Raw genomic sequence first — 13,905 nt, forward strand, 5'->3', positions numbered from 1 at the left:
ATGCACAAGATTTTACTAGTAGAAGATGACCAAGTTATTCGGCAACAAGTTGGGAAACTGCTCTCAGAATGGGGTTTTGAGGTTATTTTGGTGGAGGACTTTATGGAAGTTTTGACTCTCTTTGTCCAGTCAGAACCTCATTTGGTCCTTATGGATATTGGTCTGCCTCTTTTTAATGGTTATCACTGGTGTCAGGAGATTCGTAAGATTTCTAAGGTGCCTATTATGTTTTTGTCTTCGAGAGACCAGGCGATGGATATCGTCATGGCAATCAATATGGGGGCAGATGACTTTGTAACCAAGCCTTTTGACCAGCAGGTACTCCTTGCCAAGGTTCAGGGCTTGTTGCGCCGTTCTTACGAATTTGGGAGAGATGAAAGTCTGCTGGAGTATGCGGGTGTGATCCTCAATATCAAGTCTATGGACCTGCACTATCAGGGGGAAGTTCTGAGTTTGACTAAGAATGAATTTCAAATTTTGCGAGTGCTGTTTGAACATGCTGGCAATATCGTGGCGCGTGATGACTTGATGAGAGAACTCTGGAATAGCGACTTTTTCATCGATGACAATACCTTGTCCGTCAATGTTGCTCGCTTGCGCAAAAAGCTGGAGGAACAAGGTTTAGCAGGGTTTATCGAAACCAAGAAAGGGATAGGATACGGACTGAAACATGCTTGATTGGAAATCATTTTTTCTAGCCTATCTGCGTTCTCGCAGTCGCATCTTTGTCTATATTTTTTCATTAGGCTTTCTCGTCCTTCTCTTTCAGTTTTTATTTGCTAGTCTAGGAGCTTATTTTCTTTATTTCTTTCTGCTCAGTAGTTTTTTGACCTTTTTATTTTTGGCTTGGGATATTTTTGCAGAAGCTCAGGTTTATCGTCAGGAAGTGCTCTATGCTGAGAGAGACCCCAAGTCTCCTCTGGAATGTGCGCTAGCGGAAAAACTCGAAGAGCGTGAGTCTGAATTGTATCAAAAGAAGTCAGAAGCCCAAAGCAAGTTGACGGATTTGCTTGACTACTATACCTTGTGGGTTCATCAGATTAAGACCCCCATTGCGGCAAGCCGTCTCTTGGTAGCAGAAGTCTCTGATCGTGAGGTCAAGCAGCAACTGGAACAGGAAATCTTTAAGATTGACTCCTATACCAATCTGGTGTTGCAGTATCTTCGTTTGGAGAGCTTCCATGATGACTTGGTATTTGAAAAGGTTCAAGTGGAGGATCTGGTGAAGGAAGTGGTGCGCAAGTATGCCCTTTTCTTTATCCAAAAAGGACTGACGCTCAATCTCCATGACCTTGACAAAATCATCGTGACTGATAAGAAGTGGCTGTTGGTCGTTATTGAACAAATCCTCTCAAACAGTCTCAAGTACACCAAGGAAGGTGGGCTTGAGATTTATATGGAAGGCCAGGAGCTCTGTATCAAGGATACGGGAATCGGGATAAAAAACAGCGATGTGCTCCGAGTCTTTGAACGTGGCTTTTCAGGCTATAATGGTCGCCTAACCCAGCAGTCATCTGGACTTGGACTTTACCTATCTAAGAAAATTTCTGAAGAGCTGGGCCACCAGATTCGCATCGAGTCTGAGGTCGGAAAAGGAACGACAGTAAGGATCAAATTCGCTGAAGTGAAGCTCGTTATTGAGTAAACATAGATGAGAAAAAGCCTCCGATTGGAGGCTTTTGTGCTAGGTTCTTATTTCTCAACGCGTGATTTGTTGGCGATATCAGCAAGGATAGTCTCAACAAAATCATCAACTGAGACAGTGTTAGTTTCTTTTTGTCCGTAGCGACGAACATTGACCGTTCCGTCTTCCATTTCCTTGTCCCCAACGATCAATTGATAAGGAATCTTGCTGGTTTGAGAAGCACGGATCTTGAACTGCATTTTTTCATTGCGCTCATCTACGTCTGCACGGACACCGCGGTCACGGAGTTTCTTAGCCACTTCCCATGCGTAGTCCACGTGTTTTTCGTTAGAAACTGGGATGAGAGTTACTTGATGTGGTGCAAGCCATGTTGGGAAAGCTCCCTTGTAGTTCTCAATCAAGATAGCTGTAAAGCGTTCCATGGTTGAGATAACCCCACGGTGAATCATAACTGGACGGTGTTCTTCACCATCAGCCCCGATGTATTTGAGGTCGAAGCGTTCTGGAAGCAAGAAGTCAAGCTGGATAGTCGAAAGGGTTTCTTCTTTTCCGAGAGCTGTCTTAACTTGGATATCCAATTTTGGTCCGTAGAAGGCTGCTTCACCTTCGGCTTCAAAGTAGTCAACGCCCATTTCATCAAGTGCTGCACGAAGCATAGTTTGGGCATTTTCCCACATCTCATCGTTATCAAAGTACTTGTGAGTATCTTGAGGGTCACGAAGAGAGAGACGGAAGCGGTATTCAGTCAAGTTGAAGTCTTCATAAACATCGATAATCAACTGAAGGGCACGTTGGAATTCTTCTTGGATTTGTTCTGGAGTGACAAAGAGGTGACCGTCGTTGAGAGACATTTCACGCACACGTTGAAGACCAGTAAGGGCACCAGATTTTTCGTAGCGGTGCATCATACCGATTTCAGCGATACGGATTGGCAATTCACGGTATGAGTGAACATGGTGTTTGTAGACTTGGATGTGGTGTGGGCAGTTCATTGGGCGAAGGACAAATTCTTCACCGTCACCCATATCCATGGTTGGGAACATGTCTTCTTGGTAATGATCCCAGTGACCAGAAGTCTTGTAAAGTTCAACAGAAGCAAGTGGTGGAGTGTAGACGTGTTGGTAGCCAGAAGCCAACTCCTTGTCGACAATGTAGCGTTCCAATTCACGACGGATAGTCGCACCGTTTGGCAACCAGAATGGCAAACCTTGACCAACTTCTTGTGAAATCATGAAGAGGTCCAGTTCTTTACCAAGTTTGCGATGGTCACGTTCTTTGGCTTCTTCACGCATTTGAAGGTAGTTTTTCAAGTCTTTCTTGTCAAACCAAGCTGTACCGTAGATCCGTTGCATCATGGCATTGTCGCTATTTCCACGCCAGTAAGCACCAGCTACATGGAGCAGGTGGAAGATTTGGATGCGACCAGTTGATGGGACGTGTGGGCCACGGCAAAGATCCACGTATTCACCCTGACGGTAGATAGTCAAACCACCTTCGTCTTCAGAGTGTTCTTCAATCAATTCCAATTTGTAAGGGTCGTTCTTAAAGATTTCACGCGCCTCGTCCTTGGTAACTTCCTCGCGAATAGATGGGAAGTTTTCTTTAACGATTTTTTGCATTTCTTCTTCGATACGAGGAAGATCTTCATTGGAGATTTGACCAGCTTGATTGTCCGTATCGTAATAGAAACCATCTTCAATCGCTGGACCAACCCCCAAGTGAATATCTGGGAAGAGGCGACGAGCTGCTTGGGCGAACAAGTGAGCCGCTGAGTGGCGCAAGATTGGAAGGGCATCTTCGTGATCAGGTGTCACGATTTCGATGCTTCCATCTTCAGCGATAGCACGAGTCGTGTCAATGAGTTTGCCGTTGAATTTACCAGCCAAGGCTTTTTTAGCGAGGGAATTGCTGATAGATTGGGCAATTTCAAAAGTTGTCACGCCAGCTTCGAATTCACGAACAGCGCCATCTGGGAAAGTAATCTTAATCATGGTTTTCTCCTTATTTAATACAAATATTTTAAGAATCTATTCTTTTATTGTAATAGTTTATTTCTAGGATTTTTTGTAGCTCAGTTTTATGCCAGCCTGCACCAATCATTACCTTATTAACATTAAATTCAAAACTCTGTGTATCATTCATCGAAAACTTAAGTTTATATCCCATGAACAAGCGCTTCTTAAATTGATATGCTTGGATATCTTCTGCTGGAAATTCTCCTACAATAGCTCCTAATTTCCCCATAGGGGTAATAGAAATGATGTACATTCCTGTCTCAGTAAAAACAATTAAAAAGTAGGCATTTGCAGTGCCTCCCAAGCGCTGAGTTCCATAGACCGCATGCAGCGACTCAGCTATGTTCGAATCTAAGCCATGTTTCATTAAACAAGCCTTAATTTCTTCGAATTTGAATCCCATACAGATCTCCTTTATTCATTTTATTTTTTATAATATTGTAGCAAAGAAAAAGCCATTTCTCGCCACCCAAAAAGTAACAAAAGAAAATAAAAACAAAAAACGACATCCTCGAAAGGACGTCGCAACGTGGTTCCACCTTCATTTATGTTCCTCAAAAAAGAGGGACACCTCAGATTGGCTTTAACGTGGCCACCGTTTTATGTTTTCATAAAAGTCAGTAGAGTAGTATCAGTTTAGGCTTTCTATGCGTTTCCAGCAACCACGCACTCTCTAGTAGAAAGGGACTAAGTGACTTGTCTCTATGCATTATTATAGCATGATTGCGAGATTTTTCAAGGATTTTGTGAAATTTTTTTGTTTTTTCCGTGCTGGAGGATGTATTTAATACCTGAACCTGAAGCCATACCAAGTAGGGCAAAGAGTTCATAAGCTAGGAAATAAACGAGAATGAATTCATTGAAAGTGATGATGGTAAAGCAATAGAGAAGAGCAATACCGAGCAGCCACCACAGTGAGAATTGGAAACGGTAGCTATAAAGAAGGGACACGATGAAGGTTGCCAAAGGTGAAAAGAGGATGATGTTATAAATGTAAAGCCCTTTTAGCGTATAAGGATCAGATATCAGCAATAAAAGCAACTCATAGAGGGGCCAGTAAAAGAAGAAAATGACAAGGCAGTATGGAATATACTTAAGATATTTCCGCATGGCAATAGTCCTCCAATCTACAAAAATAGAGAGATGTTGAAGATCACATGATCCTAAATGAAGGGGAGCTCTCTACCTATATTATAGCACGATTTGCAACCCCTTACAAGGTACTATGATAGGCAGAAATAATAAGCTTTATGAATTTTTTTGTTATAATACTAGCATAAGAAGTAAGAAAAATTGAGGAGAAAGAATGACGAAAATAGCAGTTCTTTCAGACATACATGGGAATACAAGCGCCTTGGAAGCTGTACTGGCTGATGCAAAAGCGGAAACGGTAGATGAGTACTGGCTTTTGGGGGATATTCTTATGCCTGGAACAGGACGTAGAAGGATTTTGGACCTCTTGGCTGATTTGCCCATCACAGTAAGAGTTCTTGGAAATTGGGAGGATAGTCTCTGGCGTGGTTTGCATCGCAAGCTAGATCTAACAAAAGCTAGTCATCGCTATCTCCTACGCCAATGCCAGTATATCTTAGAAGAGATTAGTCCTGAAGAAATCGAAGACCTCCACAATCAACCCATGCAAGTTCATCGTCGGTTCGGTGATTTGACGGTAGGAATTACTCACCATCTCCCTGATAAAAACTGGGGTAGAGAGTTGATTCATACGGGAAAACAAGAAGATTTTGATAGATTGGTGACGGAACCGCACGCCTCTATCGCAGTATATGGCCATATCCACCAACAGTTTCTTCGTTACGGAAGTGACGGACAGTTGATTCTTAATCCAGGATCGATTGGTCAACCTTTCTTTTTAGATGCGCGGTTGCGTAAGGACCTGCGTGCCCAGTATATGATCTTAGAGTTTGATGAGACAGGCTTAGCTGATGTTGATTTTCGTCGAGTGGATTATGATGTAGAAGCCGAATTGCAGTTGGCTAAGGATTTGAAGCTTCCTTATTTCCAGGTCTACTATGAAAGTTTGGTAAATGGGATTCACCACACTCATAACCATGAGCTTTTGTATGAAATTGCTCAAGAACAAGGGCATGATGCTGAGTTGAATGCGTGGCTGGAAGGTGGTAACAATTGACATTACAACGCAAAAGGGTATAATGGTTATCAGATAGGATGTGAAAGGAGAAGAAGATGCAAATTTCAAGTCGATTTACGATTGCGACTCATATGTTAATCATCATTGCCATCAAGAGTCAAGAGAGTAAGGTAACCAGTGATTTTCTCGCGGCCAGTGTTGGGGTCAATCCGGTCATTATTCGCAAAACCTTGTCCCAACTCAAAAAAGCTGAACTGATATCAGTTGCGCGTGGGACCGGCGGTACCGAGATTCTCAAAGACTTACAAGATATTAGTCTTTTTGATGTGTATCAGGCAGTCGAATGTTTAGGGAAATCTGGTAAACTCTTTAGTTTCCATGACAATCCCAACCCCAACTGTCCAGTAGGTGCCAATATTCATGAAGTTTTAGATCAAAAACTACTAGATATCCAAGAAGCGATGGAAAACCAGCTTCGTCAGACGAGTCTGGCTCAGGTTGTGGCAGATGCTCAGGATAAAATGACAAAATAAGAGGACTAGGCTCCTCTTTTTCTATTGCTATAATTATGGTACAATGTAGTCATCAAAGGAGAAAACTATGTACTTTATTACAGGATTTTTCGTCCTACTTTTTCTGATTTCATTTTTTAGGGACAATCGCAGTCTCTGGAATCCAGCTCTCTTGCTTTTATCTCTGCTCTTTTCTTACCTGTCTATTGCCAATCTTTTTTATGAAGCTGGGCAGGAAGAAGTGCACATGATTTTCTTTGCAGTGATTTTTCTCTTGCTCCCTTTTTTAGTTTTTCTAAGTGGCTTTTTTCTGATTTATAACGGATTTGTATTGTTGAGAAAAGAAGGAAAATCCAAGGCAAATTATTTGTCTCTAGGGCTAGGGTGTGTGATTCTATTCTTTTTTGTGATCATGGCGATTCGAATGAGCGATACCAATGGCTTGTTCTATACCAATCATCTAGTGAATATTTTCTTTTTCTTTCTGATCTATTCGTATTTGATTTTTGGTTTTGCCTTTGCAGGATTTCTATTATACTCAATCTTGTATCTCTTCATTCCTAAGAAAAAATATTATGATTTTATCATCATTCACGGAGCAGGTTTGTTGGATGGAGAAAGGGTGAGTCCTTTGCTCAAGCGTAGGATTGACAAGGCAGTTGAGGCTTATCACCAGTCTCTCAATCCTAATGTTAAAATCATCGCAAGTGGTGGTCGAGGTGGGGATGAGAAGATTTCTGAAGCTCAGGCAATTTGTAATTATTTGCTGGAAGAAACGGATGTTCCGAGAGAAGCCATTCTCCTAGAGGAAAGCTCGACAACGACCTATGAGAATCTTCTCTTCTCAAAAGAAATGGGAGAGAAACTGGTGGCTAGTCCACGTTTTCTCTTTGTGACCAATGACTATCATGTTTTTCGGACAAGTACCTATGCTAGACAACTCCGTATGAAAGGAGATGGCTTGGGTTGTCGGACAGCTGGTTATTATATTCCCTCAGCCTTTATCCGTGAGTATGTAGCTCTTTGTGTAAAAATGAAATGGCTCTTTGTTGCCTTTTATATTTTATTAATTTTAGCTCTGATTTTCTCTTATAGAGGTGTTCTATGGTAATATGTAAAATTCATATTGTAATTCTTGTTAGAATCTCTAAAAAATCTTGTAGTAACCCTAAGGGCAAAATTGTCACTAGTAATGAAAGAGCAGGGTAAGTGATTGTTAGTGCGGTTTTTGTAACGACTTCATGATTGCTCGTCAATCAATTGAACAATTTCTAACCTAGTTGCAGATTTTCAGAGAGAGTCAAAAATAGGCAACTGAATATGAGTAGACTAGAATTTTACAGTCAACGACAAATAAAAATGTGAACAGCAACAGAGGTTCACATTTTATTTTTGTCTATGGCAAAATGGCTTTTAGTTCCATCAGGATAGTTTGCAAGGTTACGATCGCTTGTTCTCCTTGTTGTGGTTGATAGAGTAGTTGGAAATACTTGCGAATAGTTTCTTCAAATTGCTTAGGGAGGAGAGTACAATGGGCCTTTGCGTACTCCAGCATCCGTTTTTCACCAGGATGGGTTTGCTCATTGAGCGCAAACAACAAGTCAAAGTAGGAAGCAAAAAATTCACTTGAGCGGTGATTCATACTGAGAAAATCTTGGCGTTTGATAGCTTTTTCTATTTGGTGAGAGAAGGCAGGCATGGCTTGTTCTAGCAAAAGGAGTTGCCTTTCAATGATCTGTTTTTTGAGTTCCTGTGGATAGGGAATCTGGTAAGTTCTTTGGAGCGAAGCATAGTGTCCATTTGGATCGTATAGAATCTTGCTGTGGAGTAGATTGTGCCACATACAGGTTGTATAAGAGTTTTGGGCTTGATGCTGAAAAACAGTTGAGTTTAGTTCTTGTTCAAACGACTCCAGCGAACGATAAATTAACTCGATTTGGATACCGTTGTTTAGTACACAGTCGTCCTCTAATTCCCAAAACTGGTTTCCAATTTCCATATAGGAGCAATAGTTGCTAAGAATGATTTGACGAGTTTTCTCGTCAATAGGTGAGTTAAGATAGACATAGACATCATAGTCAGAATTTTGTTTGTAGTCACATATTTTCTAGAGAGAGTAGTTAATGAATAAGCACCACTTACAAAGAGTTAGGGTTAGGTGTCTAAGATTCTTAGTTTTGGGATGAGTGGTACATATTTTTACGAGCATTTTATTATGATGGTAAATGGATGTAGTCTGCACTTGTATTATTTAGGATAAGTGGTATAATTAGTTATACAAATCATACCACAAAGGGGGTAATAGTTGTGAAAGCACCAAAAGGTAAATATGCTTGGACGGCTACAGTTGGAGAAAAAGGTCAAATAGTAATACCAAAACAGGCGCGCGATGTCTTTAATATTAAACCTGGCGATACGATTCTGCTTCTTGGTGATGAAAAGCGTGGAATTGCCATACCGCCGAAGGGAGCCTTTGCACACTTGATGGAAATTGCTTTTGAAGAGAAGGAGGATGAATAAAATGAAGTATGTTTTAGAGGTAAATGATATTACAAAAAAATATTCAGCATTTGAATTGAAACCTATAAGTTTTCATATTAAATCAGGTGAGGTTATGGGATTTATCGGTAGGAATGGAGCAGGTAAGACTACAGCGATTAAATCCATTCTAAATCTTGTTCATCCTGATGCAGGGAATGTCCGTATTCTTGGAATGGGTTATCTGGATAATGAAGATGAAATCAAACAACGAATTGGTTATGCAGTGGGAGGAACCAATTATTATAAAAGAAAAAAATTAAAGGATATTGTCGCCATTACTCGTATTTTTTATGATAACTGGGATGATGAATCGTATCGTCATTATCTTGATGCATTTAAACTTGATGAAAATAAGAAAATTATGGAACTGTCTGAGGGGATGAAAGTAAAATTTTATCTTACTTTAGCTCTTTCTCATCATGCTAAGCTTTTGATTTTAGATGAGCCAACTAGTGGACTTGATCCAGTATCTAGAGATGAGATGAATGAAATCTTTCGAAAACTAGCAGAAAAAGGGGTAGCAATCTTGTTTTCTACTCATATTACTAGTGATTTAGAGAAGTGTGCAGATACTATTACTTATATAAAAAATGGTGAATTGCTTTTATCTGAGAGAAAAGAGGATTTTATCAGTCATTACACGAAAGAAATAGGGCAGAAATCCACACTTGAAGATATTATGGTGCATATTGAAAGGGAAGAGGTGAATTTGTGATGAGAAAACTTCTCTATAAAGAAATGAAACTAACAGCAAATCCTTTGAGTTATTGGTTTATAACTTTTTCAGCTATTACGATGATTCCAAGGTATCCTATTCTTGTCAGTTCCTTTTTTATCTGTCTTGGTATTTTTTATACTTATCAACAAGTCCGAGAATGTGATGACATCACCTACACGGTCATGTTGCCAGTTAGAAAACAAGATGTGGTTACGGCTAAATATTTATTTGTTTTATCTATCGAGTGCATAGCTTTCATATTATGTCTTTTTCTGACGATTATTCGGATGAGACTCTTAGGAGATGCCACACTGTATGTGACAAATCCGTTGATGAATGCAAATGCTGCATATCTTGGCTATATAATGCTTGTATTTGCAACCTTTAACAGTGTTTTTCTCGGAGGCTTTTTTAAAACAGCTTATAAGATTGGGAAGCCTTTTATCCTATTCTGCGCAGTCGCAACTGCCATAATATTCATGGGAGAGATATTACACCATATTCCTGGATTAGAAAGTTTGAATGATTCTTCAAATTTGAACTTACCACAGATAGTAATATTACTTTTTGGTGTTGCCATATTTAACTTATGCACCTGGTTTTCTTATCAGAAAGCTATAAAAGACTTCGAAAGAATTGATTTATAAAATTGAATACATTAAGTGACCGTATTTTGTCGGAGAAAATCCAATAGAAAATGGTACTGATAAAGAATTAAAAGTTGTGGAGCTGTTAGAACAGTGTTTCATATGGAAAAAATGTATGGGAAATACCAAAATTGTAGGTATCAGAGTAGCAAAATAAATTTTTATTTCCGTTTGGTACCTATGATGGTGAAATTCCTGTTGGATTTATTATGATTGGCTATAATGTTGACGATTATTGGGACAATCCGCCTGATATAGCAAGAGGAAACTATAACCTTTGATGTTTAAGTATCAGAAAAAAGGTTTTGGAAGGGAAGCCATTGCTTTTGGCTTGAATTTTATTAAATCTTTTCCCTGTGGGAAAGCAAAGTATTGCTGGCTATCATATGAATCCGAAAATAAAGTAGCTTGTAAATTATATCATTCATTTGGTTTTACTGAAACTGGAGATATGGAAGGAAATGAGATTATTGCAATACTGGAGCTCTGAGATATTTTAATAATTTGAATATTAAAACATATATTGCAACAAAATCAGTTAAATGATAGAGTAGTATAGTAGGATTGAGCAAAAATGAGTTAAAATTGACCAGTACACACAAGAAAGTATCTCTACTTATGAAAATATAAAAATGTGAACCCTTGTTTCGAGTTCACATTTCTTTTTTTATTCTGCTGCTTGTTGCCAACGTTTGGCTAGCATGCGAGATAGGCTAGAGATTGATAGGTTAAAGCTGAAGTATATGAGGGCAATCAGAATGTAAAGGATAAAGACCTGCTCTGGTTCGAAATAGCGTCCCATGAGAATTTGGCTGGCGCCAAAGAGTTCTTGTAGGGCGATAACAGAGTAGAGGAGACTGGTATCCTTGATCACAGTTACAAATTGTGAAATGATAGCTGGCAGCATTTTACGGATCGCTTGTGGGAGGATGATATGGTAGAGGATTTGCGTAGAGGTGAATCCTTGTGACATTCCTGCTTCGTACTGGCCCTTGTCCACGGCATTGAGACCGCCTCGGATAATCTCAGCCAGGGCTGCTGAGGTAAAGAGGGTAAAGGCAGTGATACCTGCTGGTGTGGACTTCATCTTAAACACCAAAAAGATGGTGAAAATCCAGAGGAGGTTGGGAACGTTACGTACAAATTCAATATAAATGCTGGAGATGATCCGTAAGACAGGATTTTTCCCATTTCTCATGACGGCTAGCACTGTTCCGATAAGGGTCGAGAGGACGATGGCAATCAGAGAAATGTAGAGGGTCAAGCCAAAACCTTTAAAGATAAAGACTAGGTTATCTGGGGTCAAAACTTCTAAAATAGATTCCATAGTAACCTCCTAAAGTGAATAAGCTTTTTTGTTGGCTTGCTCCATCTTGCGACCAAATTGGGCGACAGGGAAGCATAGAGCAAAGTAGAGCAGGGCAGCGCCTAAAAAGGCTGGAATATAGTTTCCGTTGAGAGCTGACCAAGACTTGGTCACAAACATCAAGTCCACTCCAGAGATGATAGCAACAGTTGAAGTATTCTTGATGAGGTTAACGATTTGGTTGGTCAAAGGAGGAAGGATGATACGGAAGGCCTGAGGCAAGATAATCAAGCGCATGGCACTGATATAAGTAAAACCTTGCGACAAGGCGGCCTCCATCTGACCGCTAGGAATAGACTGAATCCCTGAACGAATAACCTCAGCGATATAGGCGCCGTGATAGAGTCCCACGCAGAGAACAGCTGTCCAATAAATCGGAATCATGATGGTGTGTTCACTGATAAGAGGTAGACCATAAAAGACGATGACAAACTGCACCAAGAGGGGAGTATTTTGGTAAAATTCGACAAAGATACGAGCCAGAATACGTAAGGTTGGATATTTACTGGTTGAAAGGATTCCGAAGAAGATGCCCAAAACCATGGCGAGGATAAAAGATCCAATCGCTAGGGCAAGGGTGAAGAGGAAACCATTGAAAAATTGTCCAAAATCCTGAAAATAGGCTGTCCAAGATGATAAATCTGTCATGGGGTGTCCTCCTTAATCTGCGGTATGGCTAGATGGTTTGAGCTTGTATCGGTCATAGAGTTTCTGCAAACTACCATCCTTGCTCCATTTAGTGACCAAGGTATCAAGATAGTTGTTTAGCTCGGTATTTGATTTCTTGGTGACGATACCGTAGTCAGATGGCTTGAAACTATCATCTAGTAGTTCTGTCCGTTTACTAATGTAGCCAGACAGGATAGAGCGGTCTACGGAAAAGGCATCAATACGGTGAGCGTGAAGGGAAGTAATCAATTCTGGGTAGGAACCAAGTTCGACGAATTTAAAGGTTAGACCTTTCTTTTTACCCAGTTCAGTAATCAAGCGCTGGGTGATGGAGCCTTGGGCAACCCCAATAGTTTTACCGTTTAGGTCCTTAATGCTTTTGATGTTGGCGGATTTATTGACCAAAAAGCCAGAAGCGTCCGTATAGTAGGGACTGGTGAAGTTGTAGAGTTTTTTACGTTCTTCTGTGATGGTAAAGGTCGCGATATCCAAATCGACCTGTTCATTGTCAAGAAGTGGGCCACGGGTTTGAGCGGTAACAGGCACGTAGCGAACCTTGACCTTGAGCTCATCCGCAATCATCTTGGCCAGGTCCGTTTCGATACCAGAATAAGTACCCGTCTTGGGGTCCTTGTAGCCAAAATTAGGAACGTCTTGTTTGACACCGACAACTAGTTCGCCTCTTTTTTGAATGTCTGCCACACTGGTATCGGCTTGGACTGGTTTGGCAGCAGCAAGGCTGAAAAGGCTAATCAATAATGCTGATAAAAAGAGTTTCTTTTTCATAGGCTCCTCCTTATTTGACTTTGTCACTTTCGTGGTTGATAATTTTGCTGAGGAATTGTTGGGCACGAGGTTCGCTTGGATTGTCGAAAAAGTCATCGACATCTGTCGTATCCACCAAAACTTCTCCGTCAGCCATAAAGATAATGCGGTCAGCAACTTCACGGGCAAAGCCCATTTCGTGGGTAACGATGATCATATTCATCCCGTCATGTGCCAGTTTTTGCATAACTGCTAGAACATCTCCAATGGTTTCAGGGTCAAGAGCAGATGTTGGCTCATCGAAGAGGAGGAGCTCCGGATGCATAGCGAGACCACGTGCGATGGCGATCCGCTGTTTTTGTCCACCAGATAGCATGGCGGGATAGGAATCTTTCTTGTCCCACATATTTACAAATTCCAGATATTTTTGGGCTGTTTTTTCAGCTTCTTTTTTATCAATTCCTAGAACTTTAATGGGTGCGAGTGTTACATTTTCTAACACTGTTTTGTGTGGATAAAGATTAAAATGTTGAAAAACCATGCCGACTTCCTTACGAAGAGGAACTAAATCTTTCTGGCTAGCACCTGCTACTTGGTGTCCATTTACTAGGAGACTTCCTTTGTCAACAGCCTCTAAACCATTGATCGTACGGATAAGAGTTGACTTCCCAGAACCAGAAGGTCCAAGCAGGACAACAACTTGTCCTTTTTCAAAACGGAGATTGATGTCGCGGAGTGCGTGGTAGTCTCCGTAATATTTTTCGACGTTTTTAAATTCTACTAAAGCCATGAGAGATCTCCTTTGTGTTAGATTTTATAACATGATTCTACACCAAAAGATTTGCCTTGTCAAATAATATCAGAAAAAAGTTAGTAAAATTTTTGTACAAAGCAATCTGAATAGAGAAAAAGCCTAA

The 13,905-nt window shown here is 40.5% G+C and carries 16 protein-coding genes and 1 pseudogene; 9 read left to right on the forward strand and 8 right to left on the reverse strand.

What is annotated here, in order from left to right:
- Together FQT28_RS02390 and FQT28_RS02395 are read left to right on the forward strand one after the other, a co-directional pair.
- On the forward strand, positions 1–678 hold the full coding sequence (locus FQT28_RS02390) for a response regulator transcription factor (protein ID WP_143989301.1): 678 nt from the start codon (positions 1–3) through the stop codon (positions 676–678).
- Complete coding sequence (locus tag FQT28_RS02395; protein ID WP_143989302.1) at positions 671–1,645, forward strand: sensor histidine kinase; 975 nt, start codon at positions 671–673, stop codon at positions 1,643–1,645. The genes FQT28_RS02390 and FQT28_RS02395 overlap by 8 nt, the downstream gene beginning before the upstream one ends.
- Positions 1,646–1,692: 47 nt before the next feature.
- On the opposite strand, the gene thrS is transcribed toward FQT28_RS02395, so the two are convergent.
- From thrS to FQT28_RS09910, 3 genes are all read right to left on the reverse strand, one after another.
- On the reverse strand, positions 1,693–3,636 hold the full coding sequence (thrS, locus tag FQT28_RS02400) for a threonine--tRNA ligase (RefSeq protein WP_143989303.1): 1,944 nt from the start codon (positions 3,634–3,636) through the stop codon (positions 1,693–1,695).
- A gap of 28 nt (positions 3,637–3,664) precedes the next feature.
- Positions 3,665–4,063: a hypothetical protein gene (locus tag FQT28_RS02405; RefSeq protein WP_143989304.1), complete on the reverse strand. Its 399-nt coding sequence runs from the start codon at positions 4,061–4,063 to the stop codon at positions 3,665–3,667.
- A 332-nt stretch (positions 4,064–4,395) separates the two neighbouring features.
- A complete protein-coding gene (locus tag FQT28_RS09910; RefSeq protein WP_185952345.1) occupies positions 4,396–4,770 on the reverse strand; it encodes a hypothetical protein in 375 nt (124 codons plus the stop codon).
- A gap of 196 nt (positions 4,771–4,966) precedes the next feature.
- Between FQT28_RS09910 and FQT28_RS02420 the strand changes: the two genes are divergently transcribed.
- The 3 genes from FQT28_RS02420 (at position 4,967) to FQT28_RS02430 (ending at position 7,393) form a co-directional block, all read left to right on the forward strand.
- Entirely contained in the window at positions 4,967–5,809 is an 843-nt protein-coding gene (locus tag FQT28_RS02420) for a metallophosphoesterase family protein (protein ID WP_143989305.1), read from the forward strand.
- Between the two features lie 56 nt (positions 5,810–5,865).
- Entirely contained in the window at positions 5,866–6,303 is a 438-nt protein-coding gene (locus FQT28_RS02425; protein WP_084973052.1) for an Rrf2 family transcriptional regulator, read from the forward strand.
- Between the two features lie 67 nt (positions 6,304–6,370).
- Positions 6,371–7,393, forward strand: coding sequence for a YdcF family protein (locus FQT28_RS02430; protein WP_143989306.1), 1,023 nt, complete (start codon positions 6,371–6,373; stop codon positions 7,391–7,393).
- Between the two features lie 285 nt (positions 7,394–7,678).
- Here FQT28_RS02430 and FQT28_RS02435 read toward each other — a convergent pair.
- Positions 7,679–8,380, reverse strand: a pseudogene (locus tag FQT28_RS02435) (DUF4037 domain-containing protein); the annotation flags it as partial.
- Between the two features lie 209 nt (positions 8,381–8,589).
- Between FQT28_RS02435 and FQT28_RS02440 the strand changes: the two are divergent.
- The 4 genes from FQT28_RS02440 (at position 8,590) to FQT28_RS09985 (ending at position 10,678) form a co-directional block, all read left to right on the forward strand.
- Complete coding sequence (locus tag FQT28_RS02440; protein ID WP_000646903.1) at positions 8,590–8,802, forward strand: AbrB/MazE/SpoVT family DNA-binding domain-containing protein; 213 nt, start codon at positions 8,590–8,592, stop codon at positions 8,800–8,802.
- Between the two features lies 1 nt (position 8,803).
- Positions 8,804–9,538: an ABC transporter ATP-binding protein gene (locus tag FQT28_RS02445; RefSeq protein WP_143990055.1), complete on the forward strand. Its 735-nt coding sequence runs from the start codon at positions 8,804–8,806 to the stop codon at positions 9,536–9,538.
- Positions 9,538–10,188 carry an ABC-2 transporter permease gene (locus FQT28_RS02450; protein ID WP_143989307.1) on the forward strand — a complete coding sequence of 217 codons (651 nt, stop codon included), beginning with the start codon at positions 9,538–9,540 and terminating at the stop codon, positions 10,186–10,188. The genes FQT28_RS02445 and FQT28_RS02450 overlap by 1 nt, the downstream gene beginning before the upstream one ends.
- Positions 10,189–10,468: 280 nt before the next feature.
- Positions 10,469–10,678, forward strand: coding sequence for a GNAT family N-acetyltransferase (locus FQT28_RS09985; protein WP_198001848.1), 210 nt, complete (start codon positions 10,469–10,471; stop codon positions 10,676–10,678).
- Positions 10,679–10,855: 177 nt separating this feature from the next.
- Here FQT28_RS09985 and FQT28_RS02460 read toward each other — a convergent pair whose 3' ends face one another.
- From FQT28_RS02460 to FQT28_RS02475, 4 genes are read right to left on the reverse strand one after another with little or no spacing between them, the layout of a single operon-like run.
- Positions 10,856–11,515, reverse strand: a complete 660-nt coding sequence (locus FQT28_RS02460; protein WP_143989308.1) for an amino acid ABC transporter permease — start codon at positions 11,513–11,515, stop codon at positions 10,856–10,858.
- Positions 11,516–11,524: 9 nt separating this feature from the next.
- Positions 11,525–12,202 carry an amino acid ABC transporter permease gene (locus tag FQT28_RS02465; RefSeq protein WP_143989309.1) on the reverse strand — a complete coding sequence of 226 codons (678 nt, stop codon included), beginning with the start codon at positions 12,200–12,202 and terminating at the stop codon, positions 11,525–11,527.
- 12 nt (positions 12,203–12,214) lie between these two features.
- Positions 12,215–13,009 carry a transporter substrate-binding domain-containing protein gene (locus FQT28_RS02470; RefSeq protein WP_143989310.1) on the reverse strand — a complete coding sequence of 265 codons (795 nt, stop codon included), beginning with the start codon at positions 13,007–13,009 and terminating at the stop codon, positions 12,215–12,217.
- A gap of 10 nt (positions 13,010–13,019) precedes the next feature.
- A complete protein-coding gene (locus tag FQT28_RS02475) occupies positions 13,020–13,778 on the reverse strand; it encodes an amino acid ABC transporter ATP-binding protein (RefSeq protein ID WP_001229587.1) in 759 nt (252 codons plus the stop codon).
- Between the last annotated feature and the right edge of the window lie 127 nt (positions 13,779–13,905).

Origin of the sequence: Streptococcus oralis (genome assembly GCF_901543815.1) — a bacterium.
Lineage (GTDB): Bacteria > Bacillota > Bacilli > Lactobacillales > Streptococcaceae > Streptococcus > Streptococcus oralis_CM.